Annotated in this window: 17 protein-coding genes and 1 pseudogene; 10 read left to right on the top strand and 8 right to left on the bottom strand. The window is 43.0% G+C overall.

The window, feature by feature from the left end:
- Nucleotides 1–188 precede the first annotated feature (188 nt).
- The 4 genes from QWZ04_RS12350 to opgC all read left to right on the top strand — a co-directional run bounded on the left by QWZ04_RS12350 (nt 189) and on the right by opgC (nt 5,402).
- Nucleotides 189–1,502: a TolC family outer membrane protein gene (locus QWZ04_RS12350; RefSeq protein WP_290328414.1), complete on the top strand. Its 1,314-nt coding sequence runs from the start codon at nt 189–191 to the stop codon at nt 1,500–1,502.
- A 2-nt stretch (nt 1,503–1,504) separates the two neighbouring features.
- Nucleotides 1,505–2,125, top strand: coding sequence for an OmpA family protein (locus QWZ04_RS12345; protein ID WP_290328412.1), 621 nt, complete (start codon nt 1,505–1,507; stop codon nt 2,123–2,125).
- A gap of 367 nt (nt 2,126–2,492) precedes the next feature.
- The gene (locus tag QWZ04_RS12340; protein ID WP_290328410.1) at nt 2,493–4,157 is read left to right on the top strand and encodes an SgrR family transcriptional regulator; all 1,665 of its coding nucleotides are present in this window, start codon (nt 2,493–2,495) and stop codon (nt 4,155–4,157) included.
- Nucleotides 4,158–4,232: 75 nt separating this feature from the next.
- Nucleotides 4,233–5,402, top strand: a complete 1,170-nt coding sequence (gene opgC, locus QWZ04_RS12335; protein WP_290328408.1) for an OpgC domain-containing protein — start codon at nt 4,233–4,235, stop codon at nt 5,400–5,402.
- Here the strand turns inward: opgC and QWZ04_RS12330 are convergent.
- Nucleotides 5,399–6,718: a helix-turn-helix transcriptional regulator gene (locus tag QWZ04_RS12330; RefSeq protein WP_290328406.1), complete on the bottom strand. Its 1,320-nt coding sequence runs from the start codon at nt 6,716–6,718 to the stop codon at nt 5,399–5,401. The two genes, opgC and QWZ04_RS12330, sit on opposite strands and share 4 nt — an antisense overlap.
- 257 nt (nt 6,719–6,975) lie before the next feature.
- Between QWZ04_RS12330 and QWZ04_RS12325 the strand changes: the two genes are divergently transcribed.
- The 3 genes from QWZ04_RS12325 (at nt 6,976) to QWZ04_RS12315 (ending at nt 8,947) form a co-directional block, all read left to right on the top strand.
- The gene (locus QWZ04_RS12325; RefSeq protein WP_290328404.1) at nt 6,976–7,290 is read left to right on the top strand and encodes a ribbon-helix-helix domain-containing protein; all 315 of its coding nucleotides are present in this window, start codon (nt 6,976–6,978) and stop codon (nt 7,288–7,290) included.
- A 101-nt stretch (nt 7,291–7,391) separates the two neighbouring features.
- Entirely contained in the window at nt 7,392–8,051 is a 660-nt protein-coding gene (locus QWZ04_RS12320; RefSeq protein WP_290328403.1) for a DUF1007 family protein, read from the top strand.
- 2 nt (nt 8,052–8,053) lie between these two features.
- Nucleotides 8,054–8,947: a nickel/cobalt transporter gene (locus QWZ04_RS12315; RefSeq protein ID WP_290328401.1), complete on the top strand. Its 894-nt coding sequence runs from the start codon at nt 8,054–8,056 to the stop codon at nt 8,945–8,947.
- Nucleotides 8,948–9,020: 73 nt separating this feature from the next.
- Here the strand turns inward: QWZ04_RS12315 and QWZ04_RS12310 are convergent, their stop codons facing one another.
- The 3 genes from QWZ04_RS12310 to QWZ04_RS12300 all read right to left on the bottom strand — a co-directional run bounded on the left by QWZ04_RS12310 (nt 9,021) and on the right by QWZ04_RS12300 (nt 11,867).
- The gene (locus tag QWZ04_RS12310; protein ID WP_290328781.1) at nt 9,021–9,281 is read right to left on the bottom strand and encodes an HP1242/YdcH family protein; all 261 of its coding nucleotides are present in this window, start codon (nt 9,279–9,281) and stop codon (nt 9,021–9,023) included.
- A 304-nt stretch (nt 9,282–9,585) separates the two neighbouring features.
- On the bottom strand, nt 9,586–10,743 hold the full coding sequence (gene galK / locus QWZ04_RS12305) for a galactokinase (protein WP_290328399.1): 1,158 nt from the start codon (nt 10,741–10,743) through the stop codon (nt 9,586–9,588).
- A 68-nt stretch (nt 10,744–10,811) separates the two neighbouring features.
- A complete protein-coding gene (locus QWZ04_RS12300; protein ID WP_290328397.1) occupies nt 10,812–11,867 on the bottom strand; it encodes a UDP-glucose--hexose-1-phosphate uridylyltransferase in 1,056 nt (351 codons plus the stop codon).
- 525 nt (nt 11,868–12,392) lie between these two features.
- On the opposite strand from QWZ04_RS12300, the pseudogene QWZ04_RS12295 reads away from it, so the two are divergent.
- Nucleotides 12,393–13,829: pseudogene (locus QWZ04_RS12295) on the top strand (chitinase); the annotation flags it as partial.
- An 85-nt stretch (nt 13,830–13,914) separates the two neighbouring features.
- Here QWZ04_RS12295 and QWZ04_RS12290 read toward each other — a convergent pair.
- From QWZ04_RS12290 to QWZ04_RS12275, 4 genes are all read right to left on the bottom strand, one after another.
- Nucleotides 13,915–14,790 carry an arginase family protein gene (locus QWZ04_RS12290; RefSeq protein ID WP_290328395.1) on the bottom strand — a complete coding sequence of 292 codons (876 nt, stop codon included), beginning with the start codon at nt 14,788–14,790 and terminating at the stop codon, nt 13,915–13,917.
- A 246-nt stretch (nt 14,791–15,036) separates the two neighbouring features.
- Complete coding sequence (locus QWZ04_RS12285) at nt 15,037–15,441, bottom strand: GNAT family N-acetyltransferase (RefSeq protein ID WP_290328393.1); 405 nt, start codon at nt 15,439–15,441, stop codon at nt 15,037–15,039.
- Nucleotides 15,442–15,464: 23 nt separating this feature from the next.
- Entirely contained in the window at nt 15,465–18,014 is a 2,550-nt protein-coding gene (locus QWZ04_RS12280; RefSeq protein WP_290328392.1) for a glycoside hydrolase family 3 protein, read from the bottom strand.
- 184 nt (nt 18,015–18,198) lie between these two features.
- Nucleotides 18,199–19,476, bottom strand: a complete 1,278-nt coding sequence (locus QWZ04_RS12275; RefSeq protein ID WP_290328390.1) for a carbohydrate porin — start codon at nt 19,474–19,476, stop codon at nt 18,199–18,201.
- A gap of 385 nt (nt 19,477–19,861) precedes the next feature.
- On the opposite strand from QWZ04_RS12275, the gene QWZ04_RS12270 reads away from it, so the two are divergent.
- Together QWZ04_RS12270 and QWZ04_RS12265 are read left to right on the top strand one after the other, a co-directional pair.
- On the top strand, nt 19,862–20,863 hold the full coding sequence (locus QWZ04_RS12270) for a LacI family DNA-binding transcriptional regulator (protein ID WP_290328388.1): 1,002 nt from the start codon (nt 19,862–19,864) through the stop codon (nt 20,861–20,863).
- Between the two features lie 24 nt (nt 20,864–20,887).
- The gene (locus QWZ04_RS12265; RefSeq protein ID WP_290328386.1) at nt 20,888–21,403 is read left to right on the top strand and encodes a DUF3087 domain-containing protein; all 516 of its coding nucleotides are present in this window, start codon (nt 20,888–20,890) and stop codon (nt 21,401–21,403) included.
- Nucleotides 21,404–21,415: the final 12 nt, after the last annotated feature.

Genomic DNA, 21,415 nt, shown 5'->3' with positions numbered 1-21,415 from the left:
TCCTTATAAAAATCTATTTTAACAAGGAATCGATAAATCTAATTAGACCTGTATTAGAAATTAACCATTTTAAGTTCTAGTAAGAAACAGCCACTTAATTCCCAAAAAGAATTAACTAGAGGCCATTTATTTCCCAGAGCCCTGGGAGCTTAATAATAAATTAAATATTTTATATGTGGAGACACCCAGTGAAGTTTACTTCTCTTAGTGTATTGTTTTGTGGAGCATTGATTTCCCTAACAACAAATGCACAAACTTTAGAGCAAGCCGTATCCATTACGTTGGCAACCAACCCGGAAATCAAGAGTGCCTTCAACGAGTACATGAGCTCTAAACATACGATAGACATATCTTCTGGTGCATATAAGCCCGACATCAATTTAGATGCTGGCGTTGGTTATGAGCACATTAATCCTGCTGATTCGACGTCACGAGAGTCCACCAATTTAACAAGAAAAGATGCGTCACTTACCTTATCTCAGTTAATTTGGGATGGTTCAAAAACATTAAATGATATTAATCGCACCTCTGCCGATGCAGAATCTGTACGTTATCAACTATTAACTACTGCACAAAACACTTCATTAGAAGTCACTCAAATATACTTGGAGATATTAAAGTCAACGGAAGTCTTAGCATTGTCAGAAAGCAACCTAAGTACTCATAAGAAGATCTACAAAGATATAAAGAAACGAACAGAGTCAGGGATTGGCTCAACCGCGGACTTAACACAAGTAAAAGCACGTTTAGCGAAAGCAAATAGTAATGTCTTGGCGGCACAGAATAATTTACGTGATGCTGAAACAATGTACATACGTTTAGTTGGGCAACACCCTATATCATTAGTATTCCCTAAAGTTGATCAGAACTTTGTTCCAACGGACTTAAAACAAGCGCTCATACTCGCGCATGAGAGTCACCCTGTAATTAAGATAGCTCAAGCTGACGTAGAGTCGGCAAATTTTCAATATCAGCAATCTAAAGGCAATAATTTCCCAGCCATTTCATTCGAAGCAGCGCAAAACTGGCGAGATGATGCGGGAGGCATTGAGGGCAGCAGTAATGAATTGTCTGCAATGTTACGCCTTCGATACAACCTCTATAACGGCGGAAGTGATTCAGCCACTATCGATAAGAATGCATATCAAATCAATAAGGCGAAAGATCTTAGAGAAAGAGCTTTTCGCAATGTTGATGAAGGACTAAAGCTGGCTTGGAGTGCATTAGATTTAACCTCTCAGCAAAAAATATTCTTATCCCAACATGTCGATGCTGCATCAGACACAGTTATTGCCTACGAGAAACAATATCGAATAGGTAAACGAACACTTCTAGATTTACTCAACACAGAAAACGAATTGTTCGAATCTCGAAAAGGCTATGTAGAAGCACACTATGCGCAGCAATACGCTAAGTACCGAATCTTAACGTCTACTGGAACGTTGTTAGACGCACTTAGAGTCGACATCCCTAAGCAATGGAACCAAAAGGTGGAATACTAACCATGAATAACAAATGTGTATTATTCGCAACATTACTAGTTTGCATGTTCTCCACTACGAGCAGTATCGCTGAAGAGATTGACTACATCCCAACACCAAATGTCATTCAAATCGCAGACTTGAATGATGATGACAACGATGGCGTTATAAATGCTCGAGATTTGTGTTTACAAACACCAACAGGTGCTGAAGTCGACAATGATGGATGTGAAGCCTATGTAGAGTCGGAAGAGATCTATCAACTAAAAATTCTCTTCAATAATGACTCGGATAAGATTGAACGCGGATTCGAACAACAAATTGAAGGACTCGCGAGTTTTTTGGAAATTTATGCATCCACTTCCGTAGAAATACAGGGTTACGCAAGCAAAGTCGGCCGCGCTGCTCACAATCTAGAGCTATCGATTCGCCGAGCCAATAGTGTTCGCGACACTCTCATTCGATTTGGAATAGACGCACAACGCGTGAAAATTATTGGCTACGGGGATACCGTATTAAATCGCACTGGAACAGATGAAGCCACACATGCCGGAAATCGACGTGTCACAGCAGCAGTCGTTGGCCATAAAGGCAACGTAAAGGATGAATGGACCATCTTTACGACCATTCCAAAACAAGACTAATTCAAGGTAAAAAGATGTGGATGCAACTCATTCACATCTTACTTTTGAATAACTCGAGTTATTAAAGGTTCGTTAACACAATAAATGGGAGGAATAAAAACAAACAAAATCATAGGTATTATAAATATACATATTTTATGAATGTTCTATTGCCTCCTATTACCTTACTAATATTATTGCCAGTTAGGCGTAAGCTCATATTAACTCCAACTAATTGAAATATTTTAGTTATACTAAAAGTAGATAGGTCCCTCGAACCTAAAATTTCAAGCTTGCTTTACATAAACCAAATCTAATATATAAATTGCTTTTGTTGCTCACAGAACAACGAAAAGCTTAATAAGCCTAAAAATGGCAGAGCTCAATTATGACCGAAACATGTCTTCGTCGATTGAATCAACTACTAAAAAAGTTCAATCAGGCGCATATATACTCAACTAGCCTTGACGATTTGGAGTGCGCATTCTCTACGTCTCGCCGCAATACGTCCAACATACTAAAAATGCTTAATAATTTAGGTTGGATAGACTGGAAACCCGGAATCGGCAGAGGAAAAACAAGCACGTTAAAGATAACCACCTCGTTGCATCAGGCTATATACCAAACTATTGAAAACGAACTAAAGTCAGGGAATTTTGACCAGATCGGTAAGCTACTTGAGACTTACCAAGCTGTAGCGGCAAGTGCACTAAACCAAGCAATGGAAGACGCGACTCGCAGCCAAGAGAAAAGTAATTCCCTGATCATTAGCCAATACCCTTGGGTTGATCAACTTCACCCAGCCAAAACATACCGATTTTCTGAACTGCAAATCATTCGTAGCTTATACGATACGTTGCTCAGCATAAACTCCAGTGGTGAGATTTGTACCCACTTAGCATGTGACTTCAAAGTTATAGATAACACGTTGTATTTTTGGCTAAGATCTGACATCCCGTGCCATGATGGGGTGATACTCAGTAATGATGACGTTATTCTAAGTTTGCAAAACCTGAGAGATGAAGACGGTCCCATGAGTGGGCTATTTCGTCAAATACAGGAAATTGGGCTTGATGAAGAAAAAGGAGCAATCTACATTCGGTTAGAGCGAGCCAACCCTTTGTTCGTCTATTGCCTTGCGATCGCCAATGCCTCTATTTATTCTGATCGACTTGTTGATTACGGCAATAACAAATCAGCCCCTGTCGGTTCTGGTCCATTCAGCTTAAAGGCTTGGGACAAAGACCAACTCACGCTAAAACAACATCAAAGCTACTTTTCTAAGCGAGCCTTGTTACAAGAAATCAAGCTAAGCCACCAAGGTGAAGAACTGAGTAAGCACCTTATTAGCTACAATAAAAAAGGCAGTGAAACTGAAAGCCAACTGATTCAAGCATTTTCATATCTCGCATTGAACCGAAGGCCAGAAAGTAATGTCAGTTCCGGTACATGGCAGATTCTTTTCGATTACATTGAATACAAGCGTCATGAATTTAGTGACGGGGGTGACCTGGAGCTCGCATGCCTAGTGAGTGATGCGAACACTCATGATCCAGAAGGCCCTATTCCACAACTTCACGGCAACATCGTTTTATCGCATCCAAAGTGGACCATAGATTACTTAGATAAATTAACTCGCTGGTTAATCACAACAATTGAAGATACCGGGTTAAAAGTGACCATTCTGGAGCTTTCGGATGCGAGCAGGCCTCAAATTGTCCGCGATCAGTCTGATCTGTTCATTGTGGAAGATATTATTGAGCAACCAACTGAATTTGGCTTTTATGACTGGCTTTTAACAGGCTCGGCGATTCGGTTTGCCTTTGATGAAGAAACCCTTACTCATCATATTAATAATGTTCAACAGACTCTCAGTACAGGTGACATGAAAAGCAGCCTTTATGATCTGCTAAAAAGCCTACGTGAGGAATGTACAGTTTTACCGCTATTCTGGGGCTTAGAAAACATCACAAGCGCTAAAGAAGTCAGTGGAATCCAAATAGGTAAAACGGGATACAGCGATTTCTATAAGTTATGGATTAATCCAAGCTAATTCATACCTGCGCACTTTCTGTCAGATCTTTATTTCCCATGTGAATTATCCTTAATAAAAATATAAGGAGTTACCATGAAACGACTGGAATCGCTGGACGGAATTCGAGGTATATTATTATTCTTGATGACCATCAACCACCTTGTTTGGATGAGTGGGGGGCAATCTAGCCTGCAATATTTTACCTTACAACCATTTGGTCAGGTTGGGGCTGCAGAGGGGTTTATATTCCTCTCTGGCCTGCTTGCAGGAATGGTCTATAGCTCAAACAAACTCACCGAATTAAGCGCTCGCAGCAAGGCACTACTAAGAGCGTTCACTATCTACAAATACCATATCTTAGTTCTCGCGGTATTGGTGACCTATGGCTGGCTAATGATACAAGTGGATCCCGTATACCTTGATAGTGCCTTGTTCATCAACGCCAATTTTGTTCACGAGCCTATTCACAGTACGTGGCTGTCACTGCTACTGCTCAATCGCCCTGCCTATCTCGATATTCTGCCACTTTATGTGTTACTCATGCTTTCTTTACCGTTAATTTTAGCAGGGTTACGTCGTCACCTGTGGTGGCTGGTACTGCCGATCAGTGGGCTATTTTGGGCGGCAAGTGGTCACATTAGCATTTCGCTGGTTGAACCTATATACCAGTCAATTTCGACCAATTTGACGGCGAGCTTAGGTTATTTTGATTTCTTTGCTTGGCAGTTCGTGTTTGTTATCGGGGTTACTTTAGGTTATTACCAGCGACACCAACCCATTAATTGGTACCCATCTAAAGTACTGACAAGCACGGTAGCCTTGATAGCAATTGGCCTTGCATTGATTCACTTTGGCGTATTCGGTCAGTACGGGGTTCATCAGGGTGTTACTTATCCATTAGCAGATAAACCTGAAATGGGTTGGTTGCGACTGCTGCATTTGGGAGTATGGGTTTATTTACTCGGTGCGATAATAAGCCATTATCCAAATACATTTAAGCTACCGTTTTTCTCCTTTATTGGTAAGCACTCATTACAAGTGTTTGCATGGCAATCCTTGCTCATCTTTTTTGCATCCCCAACGCTATACTACGCAAGAGGTGAAATCAAGTATGACTTATTGCTTATCGGCTTTGCTGCCACGCTTTGGGTTCCGGCCAAACTGCACCAAATATGGCTGTTAAGGAGAAAGCCCCAAACCAATGCGGCTCTATCTGTAAACGAAGATCCTGTAAACGAGGCCCCTGTAAACGAAAGCCACTAACGCTTTTTAACCGGAAAGAGTGCCGTCACTCGATAGGTGTCGTGCACTTTTTTAATCTCGGAGAACCATTCACACCCAACGCAGGAGTAATAAGCAGAATCATCCAAGTAAGCAAATAGAACGTAATCGACCGCCTGTGCCAATTCGGTAACGGTACCAACCAATTCAACCCGCAAGTAATCATTTTCGGCCACTGTAATCACGGCAGTTGCGTCGCTTTCATACTTCTCATTGGAGATAAAATGGCTCGTGAACTGATGATCAATTGCAAACTCTGTTTTGGAGTAGTCACCTACAATAATGTCGGCATCAGAACGAAACTTTGTTTCCCAATTATCAAGCAAGCTTTTTATTCTTAACCCGGTTTCCCGAAGATCGACGCTTACGTCGTATTTTGCAGCGACAACCTCTTTACTCGGCATACGCACAAGGCCAGATGAAATAGATGCAATGGCCTTAGGCAAGGTTTGCTCATCAGCATATTCAAGTGCATACAAACCACATAGGTTTTGTTCTGGGTCCATTTGCCACAGAACAGGCAACTTCATTACGCAGCGCTTAGAGTGCGGCATATAAACGTAATATAGATATTCTAAGAAATATTCAGTCAATTCTGGCTTAGGTACTGAAAATCGCAGTCGTTGATGGGCAGGCATAAAGCTAACGGATTCAACATCTGGGTCAAATGATCGGGTTCTGGCTGCCATCATAGTAAACTTCTGCATCTGATGGGAACCTCGGTCAAAAGTTTCGACGGAATAATAATCTTGCCATCGCCCCATGTCATCATCTGGAATTGAAGTTAAAAACTCATCCCACAGGCCTCTTAATTGACTAAGAAAGCTTTCACTGTTAAAACGAATGGCCTCGAAATAGTCATACATACCGTAGAAGTGAGTGTCTGGAAAGTTGACAACACTCGGTGGGTTAGCCGAACAGTAGTGAAAGCAGTCGATGTATTCCTTGCCAATTGGCCGAGTAAATAAATTGTTAGCCCAAGTCGGTTGAAGTTTGAGATGTTTAGGCGAAATGCCATATTGACGTTTAAACGCACGAGCAAACGCTTCTTGAGATTCAAAATCAAAATCCATCGCAACATCTATAATGCGTTTGTCGGTGTTCGCAATTTCGTGAGCGGCCATACCAAGCCTTCGCGTTCTCGCATACTGGCCAATAGACATGCCCGTATTCGCCTTGAACTCTCGCTGTAGATGCCATTTTGAAACGGCAATTTTTGCTGCTAGGTCATCAAGAACCCAACTGTATGGCAACTTTTGTTCAACTAAAGCAACGACCTCCAAAACTCGAGATATCATTTTGTACTTACACCATCTTATTGCCATGCTTACGCACCAAGCCTAAATAGTAAGTCTTTCTATGCAAGATAAGTAACAAGGCAATTAAAGATGCGAGCTATTTCATAAAATAAACAAAACCTTTTGTTACAAAAACCCAAATTGCAGTTAATCTATTGTTTTTAAATATAATTATTTTCACCTTACAGTCCCCCACTTTCGACAGTCACCGATATTTCCTTATGATGTCTTCAAACTAATGGAAAAGGGCCTAAACAATGTGCGAGATCTATTCTGGCGTGGAAGACGAACTATTTGAACTGAAAACACGGTCGATTCGGCTTGATGGCGTTGTCACAAGCATCCGTTTAGAGGGGGTATTCTGGCAGGTTCTCGAAGCCATAGCTCAAGAAGATAACCTGACCATAGGCTTGTTTTTAACGCGCATTTACAATGAAGTTATCGCTAGAAGTGGTGAAGTAAAAAACTTCACCTCGATTTTGAGAGTCGCTTGTACCACTTACCTCAACCAAGGAAAGCGGATAACCCCGTTGCCTACACGCTATTGCGAAAGTGACATAATGACACCGTAAGCGCGTCCTATTTATGTGATGTTATAACAATTCATCTTGTTATTTTATAATTGATATTTTACTCTTCAAGGTTCTATATAAGACATCCTCTGGAACCTATCATGCGTTCTCGCGCTTATCGCACTTTCAAGGTACTGTTGCTTGGCCTGCTAGCCAGTACCTGCACTGTTTTCTCGAGTTTAACGGTCGCTCACCCACATTCTTGGGTAGAAATGAAAACTCTTATCAACGGTATTGATGACGTTGTTACGGGCTTCTCAATGGAATGGACGTTCGATGCAATGACCTCCGCCTATATGCTCGATGGCGAAGACATGTCACCGAAAAGCAAAGAAGGAACGCTCAAAAACTTGGCTCGATCCATTGTAAAAAACATGCTGCAAGATCATTATTTTACCTATTTTTTCGACGGTGATTCGCCGATCCGTTACAAAGAGGTTCTCGACGCCGAGTTAACGCAACACAGAGGAAAATTCACTTTATCCTTTAACCTGCCATTAGCTGAGCCCAAAACAGTGTTTGGGAGCAAGTTAAAGCTGATGATTTTTGAACCGAGCTATTACGTCGACATGAGTTGGAAAGGTGTAGAATCACTTTCTTTAAGCCCTGCACTTCAAGCTCACTGTCACATCAAACTTATTGAGCCTACCCCATCTTCAGAACAAATGGCTTATGCACTTGCCCTGCCTGCCGATGCCGACCCAGACAACGCTCTCGGTCAGTTATTCACACAACACGCTTACCTCAATTGTGGAGAGTAAACATGAGTTGTGAAGAAAGAAATGAATTCAGCCATCGTTTACTTTGGATAACAACCGCTGTTGCGGTGTTAGTCGCAGCCTTATTATGGCGCTATTGGCCTGATTTACTTTTGCAAGCAATCCATTGGCAACGAGACCTTAACAGCCAACTTAGCGACTTGTTATACGATATCCAAGAGAACAAGGAGCAAGCATGGTTAACTTTTGTGGTCGTGAGCTTCGCCTATGGTGTCCTTCACTCTATGGGGCCGGGGCATGGTAAAGTCATTGTTGCCACCTACTTGATGACCCAACCCAGCGATGCACGAAGTAGCCTAGTTATCACCGTGCTATCGTCAGTATTGCAAGCTATCGTTGCGGTGGTTTTAGTCACGGCCTTACTCTCGATATTTCAATCCTCAATGCGTGAAATCCATTCTCAGGCAGAAGTGGTGATGAAATTGAGCTACTTTTGTGTCGCATTACTGGGATTAACACTGTGTTACAAGGCACTTCGTAAGCTCATATTCACGAAAAGAAAATCGTCAGGCACTTGTAAAAATACGCCCACCAATTCCAGCCAAAAAGAAAAAGCAGCCATTATTCTAGCCATCGGTTTAAGGCCTTGCACAGGAGCCATTATGATTCTTCTATTTGCGAACATGGTGGGTTTGTATTGGGTGGGAATCGTCAGTGCGCTGATTATGGCATTGGGCACGTGCATCACGACATCGTGTATCGCTTTGATGACATTAGGTGGAAAAAAAGTGGTGCTGGGTTACATGAAATATTCAAATACGTCAGCAGTAAAAAGCCATGCGCCAGACCTATTCAAGCTCATTGGGGGTATATTAGTTGCGGCATTTGGGTTGCTATTGCTTCAGTCAACGGCCCCAGCGTTTTCAAGCGTCATTTAGTCAATAAACGAAGCGCAAGTGAATCGCTAACACCTTTATTCAGTTAGCGATTCATCACAAATCAATGGACAGGCTACTCGCTTTCCGCTTCTTCATGGTGCTTTGTTAACTGCTTATAAAGAATGTCTTTTAGCTCCATCCTCTTAACTTTCATCTCATGCATACTTTCATCGTCGATTGGGCTTCCAGAAACCTCTAATTCGCGAATATCGTAATCAAGTAAATGGTACTCCTGCAAATCAGCTTTGAACTTGGGATCGTCGTGGTTGAGTTGGACAATGTCTAATTTAAGCTCTGGGAAATCTAAAATAAAAGCATGGTTTTCATTTAACATCGGCATTCCTCTTCAATCGAATGATCTTCAGTATAAAAAATTTCTTCACGAAGAAATGCGGCATAAAACCCAAATTGGTGAATAGATAAATGACAATTCTGGACAGCTTATAGGGCCTTACTGTGCCCTCTTACATAAATGAAAAAACTGAGTAATTGGGGGGAATTACTCAGTAAAGAAAGAACCATGCTGCATCTGTTACGCGACATTCCCTGTCACGGCGGACCCCAGATAAACAGCACGGCCCTTTGACTAACATCAGGGCTCTTGGTGATGACGGTTTAGCGATGACAATCGAACGTCATCAGCCTTTCACTTCTCCGGCACCAGGTGTTGCATGACAAATGTAGATGGATTCTTTTAATCCAGTGATCGCTTGGTATTTATCTTCTACCGTTGCTGTTACTTCATTAACCAAATTTGGTGGCATAACCGCAACGATACAACCACCAAACCCTCCGCCAGTCATGCGGACACCACCTTTATCTCCGATGACTTCTTTAACCATGTCCACTAATGCATCCACTTCAGGTACCGTGATTTCAAAATCGTCACGCATAGAGGCATGAGACTGAGCCATTAACTCTCCCAATCGCTTCATATTTTGCGCTATCAATGCCTCTGCCGCTTCAAGCGTTCGCGTATTTTCGGTAATCACATGACGAGCGCGCATTGCTACTTGGCTACTTAGCTCACTTTCGCGACGCACAAACTCATCGATGGTGACATCTCTTAGGGCTTTCACTTCAAAAATACGAGCGGCTTCTTCGCATTGCTCTCGGCGGGTGTTGTATTCGCTATCCACTAAACCGCGTTTTTTATTTGAATTAATGATCACCACCGCCATTTCTTCCGGCATAGAGACCGCTTGGGTTTCAAGGCTTCGACAATCAATCAATAACGCATGGTTGGCTTCGCCTTGCGCTGAGATAAGTTGATCCATGATGCCGCAATTACAACCAACAAATTCATTTTCAGCCTGTTGACCATTCAGTGCGATGTCCGTTTGGCTAATATCCAGTTCGAACAGTACTTTAAATGTTTGACCAATCACGACTTCCAACGCAGCAGAGGAGCTTAAACCCGCTCCTTGAGGTACGTTACCGCTCACTGAAATATCAGCACCTGAGAACTCAAAGCCTCGCTCCTTCAAGCACTTGATAACCCCACGAATGTAATTCGCCCACATCTTGTCTTGTGAAAATGTAATCTCTTGATTTAAATCGAACTGATCGGTTTCATCGTCAAAATCTACTGCAACCAAACGAACTATTGAATCCGTGCGCTTTGAGGCTGCAACAACAGTCTGATAGTTAATTGCACATGGCAGTACAAACCCATCGTTGTAATCGGTATGTTCACCTATCAAATTGACCCTACCTGGGGCTTGGATGATGTGGCTTGCTTTATAGTCAAAAGCGCGCTCGAATGACGCTTTTACATTTTTTATCAAATCTATCATGCGTGTTTCCTCAAATTCTCTGATTCTTTTCGCTAAATCTTTGTCTTACAAGCCGCTTTAGAAACCGCTTATTTTTGTTCTTTATAGTGAACGTCACTCACGTCTCTCAAGCGCTGGGCGGCTTGTTCTGCCGTTAGATCTCGTTGAGATTCCGCTAGCATTTCATACCCAACCATGAATTTGCGAACAGACGCTGAGCGCAGTAATGGCGGATAAAATAGAGCGTGCAACTGCCAATATTCAATGTCTGTGCCCTGTTCGAAAAATGGTGCGTAATGCCACCCCATCGAATACGGAAATGAGCACTCAAATAGGTTGTCGTAACGACTGGTCAGCTTCTTGATTGCCAGTGCTAAGTCATCCCGTTGTTCATCAGACAGCTCAGCCATTCTGCGAATGTGAGCTTTTGGTAACAACATGGTTTCAAACGGCCAAGCAGCCCAATACGGGACCACCGCTATCCAATGTTCAGTTTCAACAACAGTACGAGTACCGTCCGCAGATTCCTGATTCGCGTAGTCCACCAGCAAATTACTTCCATGCTTCTGGTAATGCGATTTTAAATTAAGATCTTTACGTTCAATTTCATTGGGTAGAAAACTGTTTGCCCAAATTTGACCATGAGGATGCGGTTGAGAGCAGCCCATGGTTTCACCTTTATTCTCAAATGCCTGAACCCAAAGGTAATCTTCACCTAACTCTTCAATTTGCTCATCCCATGTATCAATGACGCCACGGATTTTTCTGAGCGGCAACTCTGGTAGAGTTTTGCTGTGGTCAGGAGAGAAACAGATCACACGGCTAAGACCACGTACACCTTGAGCTTTAAACAGAGGATTACTTGATTCCGGAGCGGCCGGTGAGTCTGGCATCAATGCAGCAAAATCATTACCAAATACGTACGTTCCCTCATAATCTGGGTTTTCATCGCCGGAAATACGGGCGTTACCAGGACAAAGAAAACACTCCGATTCGTACGACGCTAGGGTTTCTGTTGCGGGTGTTTCATCTTGCCCACTCCACGGGCGCTTGGCACGATGCGGTGACACTAAGATCCACTGTCCCGTTAATGGGTTGTATCTTCTATGGGGGTGTTCAACGGGATCAAATTTACTCTCTGACATTCAATAATCTCTTTTCGTTAAGTCAGCCGTATTTAAATGCAAACTATTAACCATTCACTCACATTAATCGGCTAAATCTGCTTCATTGGCTAAATACTAGCAGGTCATCCGGTTACAAACTTACGTTCACATCACAATTTGTGGAAACGTTTACACTAATTTAAATCGTTTATTAATGACAAGATAACTATATAACGACTTAAATTTTCACAAAAATACCCGCAAGCATTTGATACGTTTACATTTAAGTAGCAACAGGCAGTGGAATCGACTTCAATTCAACCAATTGTAAAATAACTCCGGAACACGTCACTCACAGCAATTGGTAGCGATATCGCACCTATTCCATGATTCTGTAGCCTGTTACCTAGCAAGTTTTGAATCCCGCCGCATGCTGACAAAAGCTCTCCCGACTGCATTTCCCGTTTATTCGCCGCGCGACTAAGATAATTTTTGACACAAGACTATTTCATTTATCCACCGTAATTTACGGAACACTTATTTAGATAGATTAGGAGTCAATTCATGTTCAAACTTGGCCTTATCCCTGCACTCATTGGTTGCAGCTTTGCAGCCGATGCTGCCACAATGAATCCACAGCCAGACCCTCTCAATCCGACCGGTTACATCGTTTCTCGAGCTGAAATTCACGCTCTCGAAGCAGCTAAAACCAGTGACCCTATGTACGCAATCTGGGCGCAAGCACTAGAAACACAAACCAACACCGTGGTTGAAGCTATTGATGCCGGTGTTGCGAGTAACCCTGCAAACGTAAAGCGAGTAGAGCGAGTATTTCCACAAGAACAATGGGATTTTCTAACCCATATGGCCGCCCCTGAATACACCTATACCCGCTTCTTACGAGCTATTGGTAAGTTTCCAGCCTTTTGTGGCGATTACACCGACGGAAGAAACGCAGATGCCATCTGTAAAAAATCGATCGTCACCGCATTCGCTCACTTTTCTCAAGAAACCGGTGGTCATATCGCCATCGACAATACGTGGGATAACCCGTTAGGGCTTGAAGAGTGGCAACAGGCTCTTGTTCATGTTCGTGAGATGGGCTGGTCTGAGGGGCAACCCGGTTACACCACTGGTTGTGGCCAAAATGACTGGCAAAACAAACGTTGGCCGTGTGCCGCCAACCAAGGTTATTTTGGGCGTGGCGCGAAGCAACTGTCTTATCACTTTAACTACGGTGCATTCTCTGAAGTCATGTTTGATGGCGATGCGACGGTATTGCTAAACAACCCTGGCCTGGTCGCGGACTCATGGCTCAACCTTGCTTCGGCAATTTGGTTTTTCCTTACACCACAAGCGCCTAAGCCTGCCATGTTGCACGTTATTGACAGAACATGGTCGCCTTCTTTGCGTGAAACTGAGGCGAATATTGGTTACGGATTTGGTACCACCATCAATGTCATTAATGGTGGTATCGAATGTGGCGAGCAAAACAAAAACAAAGGCCAACCTGTTAACCGTATTCGTTACTGGGAGGGGCTATCTAACCATTATCAAATCCCCGTCGAAGCAGACGAAGCCAATACATGCTGGCAACAAACCCCATACGGCAGTTTGAACTTAAATGGCGCGACTGACGTGCTTTATACCAACTGGGATGGTAACTGGAAGTACTACGCTGATAGGCCTGAGGGGGCCTCTTTTGAATGTGAACTGGTTGGTTTTCAAACCGCCTATTCTGCACTTGTACCTGGCGACTACGAAAAATGTGTGACTAACTTTTACGAGTCTCACTCCAACTGGCCGCAAGTTCGCGTTGTCGATACCATCACTCCGGATCCGGGACCAGGCCCCGATCCAACACCAAACGGCTGGAGTGCAACAAAGGTCTATAACGGAGGAGACCAAGTCGTCATTAATGGGATCACTTACGAAGCTAAGTGGTATACCCAAGGAGATGATCCAGAACAAAGTGGTGCATGGGGCCCTTGGAAAGTAGTATAGGATCTTAACGTAGCCAATAAAGCGCAAATAACGGGTATCCCTAATTGGATGCCCGTTATTTTTAGCGGGATGAGTTGATTTGTTATCTCGCAATCGGTGGTTCTATTAGCGGCCATTCAGACTGAGGCGTTGGTGCATCGCTGGTTAATATTGTTTCAAGTAACGTTAGAACTTGCCTTGAGTACACAAGATATTCTCTGTCACCAACCAGTTGCACTAACTTTAGTTTTCCTGATGAAATGCAATAACGAAGCACTTGTGTCAGCCAAGGTAAGTCAATGCCAACGGTGGTTTGGTTTCGGTAATGCGCGATAATAGAGGCCAAATCAATATCGATCACCAACTGTTCAACTTTTGCCCCAAAACTATATAACTGATCTTTGATTTGGTGGCGGTGTCGCAAGTTACATTCTGCTTTTGTTAACCAGTAGCAATTCATGTCTTCTGCGTATTCAAGCTCTGAAGCGCTGAGTTTTTCTTCGTCAATTCCTAGCCCTAAAAATTGCAACTGGTCATACTTTTCTAAAATACGATGATATGCCGATCCCGTTTGCAATGTCGCGTCAACCGACATATGAAAGTCCCGCCCTATGCTGATAACACCCACGCTGCCTTTGGTAGCAATCGGCTCAATATTCGTGTTCATCGTATCGTGGCAATTTGACATAATGACAGGCAGGCGCTCACTTTCCAGCCACGAAATCAAGTTCTGCAGCCACAATTGATTTCCGAATCTGTTCTCATGAGCCAATGCAAAATGGCCGGCCTTTTCAAACAACAGAGGATCAATTTGTTGTTTGTTTAGATACCAATCATAACTTGGGGCCAATACTTTTTGATTCATTATAAATTGTTGATTCGACATATTAGTTAATTGCATATATTGACTAGCAAAGATAACCAATATTGGGTCTTTCTTATCAGATTTGAACCACGACTTCATTAAACGTTCAAACATAAGCGTAACCAACCTATTTAGCTGTTTATTATGATTTATTCTTTTCTATTTAGATTCATACTCCCATAACTATATTTCACAATCATGACTTTATTATGCTGATACGCTTACAGCAGGTCTACGTTAGTAAATCTTGAGTTCTCTGAAATGGATATAGCCGCTATGGGGCCCTTACAATGAACCCACACGCAAATTTTATATTCCATTTATCATAAATTAAACATATTAAAAATAGCGTTTAACACACTAAACATCACGAGACATTTTATAATAAGCAACGCCCGATTTATAAAAAATCGTCCCGTTCACGATTAGACCTTGTCGTTGATAAAATCCAACAGCTGTTGCTCTTGCATCACACCAAAATACGCTGGCTTGTGTGTCAGTCAGATCCGTCAATATATAAGCCACTAGCTGAGTACCAATTCCTTGTGATTGATACTCGCCTAATGTGGCGAACTTTCTTAGCCTCGCTTTTTTTCCATCAATATAAATCGATGCAACCGCAACCAATTTTTCTTTAACAAAATAGCCATAATGCATCGCCGACTCGTCTGCTTCGACTTTGCAAAATTCTGGAGATTCAGTCGGCCACAATACTTGATGCCTGATTGGCAGCGCTTGCTGCCAGTTTATACGTTTAATTGTCAATTTTTTTCCTACTCACAGCGTTGCTAGTACCACGACACATTACCAATCACACACTCTAGATCACCAACACAACCAAGAATCAAGGGAGTATCAATATAACGGAGATCCTGTTCAGAAAACTCACTTATCGGGATGTCTATTGTCTGAAATTCATCGCTACCGATTAAGTCAGCATCAAGGTACGGGCTAATATCGATACTTAGATCACTTAACTCGGATATTCCTACACATATAGCTGAATCACTCAAACTGATTATTCTAATATCAAATTTTAGTCCTTTAGAAAAACCAGACAAGTTATCGGTACTGCCATCCGTGGAATTAAGGTACAACTCTCCACCACCGTCACGGCATATCCATCTGATCGCATCCTGTTGTTGCTGGTAATTATAAGGAAAAGTGTCAACACTAGATAATATAACTGGGTTATTTCGAGAAACGTCTACCCCCATGATATGTTCCGCGTCTCTCACTCTCAGTTGATAATCACCAACGTTGGCTCTGATTCCATATAATTCGAGTGGCTTATTTTGCTGATGATCGCAAAACTCGTCTTGATCTAATTCCACGTTAACGAACACATCATCTTTATAAGTCAAACCATAACCCAACTCAAATAGCGGCTTGTGTTCTCCTTCTGGATCTTGTTCTTGCTCGGGCAACACGTAATTCGGGACGTGAGAAGGACGAGCATTCACAGCATCACTGCGCATTTTATTTGGCCAACTGAAAGATAACTTACCTTGAAAATCAACCCTTGGCTTCACTTGTAAATCGCTATCACTGTCGCATGAACTCAGCCCTTTTTCAGTCACGGCCTCGCCGACCAATACATCGGTGATCCCTAAGCCCTCACTGCCGGGCAACCACGCAGCCACAAAGGCTTCAGACAAACCGATTTCTTTATTGAGATACAAAGGCCTGCCACTAAAGAATACAGAAATTACCTTTACACCTTGAGAGTGAAGTTTATCGATAATGGCACAATCGTTAGAGTAACTGCGCTTTAGGCTTGAATATTCCAAACTTTGCCACGTTTTTATGTCTCCCATCATTTCTGCATAGGGGTCTTCGCCAAACGCAACGATCGCGATATCTCCAGCGGCATACTCCCCTCTTTGCTCCGGGTCAAAGTCAAGGTTGGGCATTTCCTGCTCTAATGCCATTTTTAACGTAGTAGCCCCCGGAAAATCGGAAACTGAATTCTCATCACCTTGCCAAGTCAAGTTCCATCCACCCGCTTGTTTTTGCAAATCGTCCGCCGCGCTACCAGTTAGCCAAACCTTTTGATTTGCCGCTAATGGTAAGATATTGTTGTCATTCTTGAGTAATACCAAAGATTTTCTAACCGCTTCACGGGCCACCATGCGATGTTCGTCTGCCCCTAAGATATTTGAATTCCCGGCTAATCGGCGCTGACTCGGTTGCGGTTTGTCCCAAAGACCTGCACGAGCTTTAATTCTCAGTATTCTTGTGACCGCATCATCAATGCGTTCTGCCGAGATGATCCCACGATTAACGTCTTCTAGAGTTTGTTTCCAAACGCTTTTCCAATGTTCTCTTACCGGCACCATCAGCACATCGTTACCCGCGTTGATTGCGTAACTTGCGTCGCCATCAGAACATTTACTTACTTCGGCATGACCATGCCAATCCGTTACGACTACACCGTCATAGCCCATATGTTGCTTGAGCACATCATTAAGCAAGTACTTACTACCATGGATCTTTTGATTGTACTCGACTCCATTTGTGGTGTGGTCGTAATTGGCTTCGTCGCGCCAGCTATTAAAGGATGACATCACCACCTGAGCACCGGCTTGTAAGCCACTAAAATACCCAGGCCCGTGAATATTGCGAAGCAGCTCTTCTGAGTAACCATTTACTCCACGGTCAACACCATTAACCGTGCCACCATCCCCAAGCCAATGCTTCACATTAGACAAAACTTTTAAGTCAGTTTTAAGCTCTTGAGAGTTGCCCTGTAAGCCAAGTACCATTTGCTGCGCGTAGTGATAGGTAATCGTAGGGTCTTCCGAGTAACCCTCATATACACGACCCCAGCGTAAGTTACGTGGTGTCGCTACGGTAGGTGCGAATGTCCAATCAAGCCCAGTTGCCACAATTTCTTTGGCGGTGATCTCTCCAATTTTTCGAATCAGTTCGTTGTCTCGCGCCGCCCCTAAACCGATGTTATGAGGAAACACCGTTGCACCAAAAACGTTGTTATGCCCGTGCACCGCATCGGTTGCCCACATAAATGGAATTCGAAATGGGCGATCGATATAAGCTTCTTCAACCGCAAGCCAGAATTCATCGGCTTTGTTAGCCCAACATTTCGCGCTGGCGTGTTTATTTTCATTCGGCCACGCTCCTCCCCCATTTAAAATGGAGCCGAGTTTATATTCTCTGGCTTCTTCGGGAGTCACGTCTCGCAAGTTTGGTTGGATCATTTGACCCACTTTTTCTTCTAGGGTCATCTGCGCCAGAATTGTCGCAATTAACTGCTCAATTTTCGGATCTTTTTGGGTTTGTATTTTTGGCCAATCGGCGAAATATGGGCACGTTTCCATAACTGACTCTTACTCAATAAATGTTGATTCATAATAGGGCATAGTTTTGGCAAAATACGCATTGTTGATACGCTTAATCGCCAGTTTGTGAGCGATGTTTCATCCATACCCGGTCAAACGAAAAAAGGCAGCCATTACTGGCTGCCAAAGTCCCTCTGCTCCCCCGCAAAAGAAAACTAACTCATTACCACCACATATCAGCTTGAATGCCGACAATGAAATCTTTGTCACGCTTATCGCCATCTAAGTACGTTGCCAAGAATCTAATCTCTGGTGCAGGCCCCATTCCCGTTGGTACAATAATAGTTGGTGCTATCGTTGCTTTGTATTGTGTTGCGTTGTCGCCTGAACCACTTGCATCTTTCCAGTTGTTGTACTGATAACCAAATTCCGTTGCGATGAAGAAGTTTTCTACCACTGGGAATGATGGACGTACCATTGCCGATGTCCAGTAATCCGTCGCTCCGTCTTCCATGTCGTTATACTGACCTTGAATAGAGTGGAACACATTTACACCATTTTCAAAGAAGTAACCGCCCCATACCAAGGCACGAGCAGACGTGTCACCTGATTGAACTTTCTTCATTTTCGATGGCCCTTCAAGCGCACCGTTACCTGGCTTATATGCATTATAAGTAGTGAGCGTACCACCTAATAATTGGCCAGAACCTAAACCTTTACCCGCTTGTGCGATGTATTTTGTAAATCCTTTATCAGACAAACCAAATACTGACTCTGAGTGGTAAATACCCGTAACTTCAGCACCACTGCTCGCGTAAGTTTCACCACCAACAATATTATCAGGAAGATGTTTTGCCATGCCGTGTACTTCGAAAGTACCAAAATTCACACTAGTGTGAAAAGCATGCATCAGGTTGTTTTCATCGCTCCAAAAGTTAGTTGTATCTTGAGAATTATCACTTCCGATATAAGCGAAATCCCACTTGTTTCCTCCTAACTCGACACCTTCAATACCAACACCCGTACCAGACATATCGGTATAGAAGAAATCGGTCATGAAAATGTAGTTATCTTTGCCGTAAAAGCGTTTACCAGCCCAAAGTACGCCTGTATCACTCAGAACACCTTCAAACTCTACAAATGTTTCCATTAAACCAATTTGAGAATTAGCGGCATCAGCATTGGCGCCCAATTGGTTCATTGCAGATTGGCTGTTATCAGCACCCGCACGAGTTTTAATGCGGATTTTTTGGCCGTTGTCCATGCTGAAATTTTTCTGTAATGCCAACTCAAAGTGGTTATCCGACTCAATACCTAATCGGCCTAAACGTTCTTTTGATGCTGGAAACTTTGCTCGTTTAAAGTCATTGTCAGCACTCACCAGCACTCCTGCTCGGAAATAGCCGTGAAATTCAAACCCGTCTTCAGTTTCTGCCATTACCTGTGTTGCCTGGGTAGAAAGGGCTAGCAAGCACGCCAAAGATACTTTGGAAATCTTCATATTAACTCCATGTTATTTGCGCCAGAAAGAAAGCGCTTTCTTTTATATTTAAAAATATTCGACTATAAGACGAGGTGACAAAACAGGAAGGCAGCGGATTAAACTGATTAATTCCCTTTATCTGTCGGCTTTATTCATCCCTTAGCCGTTGATGCTGAGTATATAATCGCCCTTTCTAATAAACCGTGAACACCATCACCAAAGAAAGCGCTTTCTTTGCATGACTTCACATTTACTCTGGATAGTTCAATTAACCACCTTGTAAATGTGACCGCTAACCGTTTTTTTATCAAATAGCTTTATAACTAGAGTAAAGCGCTCCCCCAACGCGCTTTATAACGTTAACATAGAGACAGCTTTTACATTGCTCAGTAGGAAACAAGGTTTGATTACGATTAAAGAAGTTGCTGAATTTGCTAAAGTTTCACAATCTACTGTCTCTCGGGCATTAAACGGACATGCATCGGTTAAAGAAGCGAACCGCCAAAAGGTATTTGATGCGATAGAAGAACTTGGCTATCAACCCAATGCCTTTGCTCAAGCACTTGCTTCAAATCGCTCATACAGCATCGGTATGTTAGTAGGCACATTAGATGGCCCTTTTTATGGCCCACTTATGCACACGGTCGAGAAAATCGTTCGTAAAGATAACTATCACCTCATCATTACTAGCGGCCAAGAGCGCTATGACGAAGAGCAAGAATCTTTGCGCTTTCTCAGTTCCAAAAAAGTTGATGGCTTAATACTGACCGCAGATATGCTAAGCGATAGCGATATTCTAGCGATCACCCAGCAAACTCCTGCAACGATCCTAATGAACCGCTACATTCCAGAGATTGCCGATCGCTGTATCTGTGTCGACAATGAACTTGGCGCTATGATCGCCATCGAGTATTTGATCGAATGTGGCCATCAACACATTGGTTGTGTAACCGGGCAGCTAAGCAAAAATGATAGTCGTGATCGCTTACAAGGATACCGCAGTGCCCTAAGTAGGCACGATGTGGAGTACGATCCAAATTATGTCATTGAGGGACGGTTTGATCACAATGGCAATCATGAAACAATCAGTCGATTGCTAGATCGAGCCCCTAACTTAACGGCTCTATTTTGTATGAATGACAATATAGCAATGGCTGCATACGGTGTCTGTCATGAACGTGGACTTAAGGTTGGCGACGACATCTCAATTGTCGGTTTCGATAATGACAGCCACAGTGCCTATATGAGCCCAAGCTTAACAACCGTCAATTACCCTAAGTCTGAAATGGCTACCGAAGCCGCGAAGGGCGTTTTAAGCATCATAAAAGGGCAAGGAACAGTTGGAATTACGACTAAGCTTAACCCGACGTTGATTAAACGCGGTTCGGTCAAAAAATTCATTTAACCACTTACGAGGATCAATAAACCCGTGCAGCTCATTAACGTAGACAAAACCACGTACAAAAAACGCCTTAATTTAATTTCCGTTGTCCTTGTAGGAGCACTAGCTGTACTTGCTATTGGCTTTGGTAGTTTGCTCATTGCCTTATTTGGCGCACCGTCAGTGTCTGGTGAGTCTACTGGAAACTTCCACTTAAATCTGATTGGTGTTATTGGTGCTGCTCTTGTATGTGCTGCGGCTCTTTCTCGCCTGAAACACACCGCCTACTTTATCGAGGTGTATTATGTTTGGCGGCTAAAAGCGCTGCAAAACCGCATATACCGAAAAGTGAAAACCATCAAACAGCGAGCGAATGAAAACGACCGTGATGCGATCGTTGTACTCTATTTCTACTATCACAGCCTAAAACAAGTTTACTCTCTCGATAACAACACACTGACGCTTCCAGAACTTGAGAAAAATATCCAAGCTCTACAGCAGCAAATTGATTCATTAGGGATCCAAGTTAACGTAGAAGATTTCGATACGAGTTTGATTAAGTAAGCCTCAGGTTAC

The organism is Vibrio tapetis subsp. quintayensis (genome assembly GCF_030409945.1).
Taxonomy (GTDB): Bacteria; Pseudomonadota; Gammaproteobacteria; order Enterobacterales; family Vibrionaceae; genus Vibrio; species Vibrio quintayensis.
The sequence above is the reverse complement of the archived record's forward strand: the minus strand, read 5'-3'. Positions and strand labels throughout refer to the sequence as shown.

Bases quoted from the DNA above. Each gene is read 5' to 3' on its own strand.
- QWZ04_RS12345 (WP_290328412.1), top strand. From the start codon at position 1,505: ATGAATAACAAATGTGTATTATTCGCAACATTACTAGTTTGCATGTTC.
- QWZ04_RS12340 (WP_290328410.1), top strand. From the start codon at position 2,493: ATGACCGAAACATGTCTTCGTCGATTGAATCAACTACTAAAAAAGTTC.
- opgC (WP_290328408.1), top strand. From the start codon at position 4,233: ATGAAACGACTGGAATCGCTGGACGGAATTCGAGGTATATTATTATTC.
- QWZ04_RS12330 (WP_290328406.1), bottom strand. From the start codon at position 6,718: ATGATATCTCGAGTTTTGGAGGTCGTTGCTTTAGTTGAACAAAAGTTG.
- QWZ04_RS12325 (WP_290328404.1), top strand. From the start codon at position 6,976: ATGTGCGAGATCTATTCTGGCGTGGAAGACGAACTATTTGAACTGAAA.
- QWZ04_RS12320 (WP_290328403.1), top strand. From the start codon at position 7,392: ATGCGTTCTCGCGCTTATCGCACTTTCAAGGTACTGTTGCTTGGCCTG.
- QWZ04_RS12315 (WP_290328401.1), top strand. From the start codon at position 8,054: ATGAGTTGTGAAGAAAGAAATGAATTCAGCCATCGTTTACTTTGGATA.
- QWZ04_RS12310 (WP_290328781.1), bottom strand. From the start codon at position 9,281: ATGTTAAATGAAAACCATGCTTTTATTTTAGATTTCCCAGAGCTTAAA.
- galK (WP_290328399.1), bottom strand. From the start codon at position 10,743: ATGATAGATTTGATAAAAAATGTAAAAGCGTCATTCGAGCGCGCTTTT.
- QWZ04_RS12300 (WP_290328397.1), bottom strand. From the start codon at position 11,867: ATGTCAGAGAGTAAATTTGATCCCGTTGAACACCCCCATAGAAGATAC.
- QWZ04_RS12290 (WP_290328395.1), bottom strand. From the start codon at position 14,790: ATGTTTGAACGTTTAATGAAGTCGTGGTTCAAATCTGATAAGAAAGAC.
- QWZ04_RS12280 (WP_290328392.1), bottom strand. From the start codon at position 18,014: ATGGAAACGTGCCCATATTTCGCCGATTGGCCAAAAATACAAACCCAA.
- QWZ04_RS12275 (WP_290328390.1), bottom strand. From the start codon at position 19,476: ATGAAGATTTCCAAAGTATCTTTGGCGTGCTTGCTAGCCCTTTCTACC.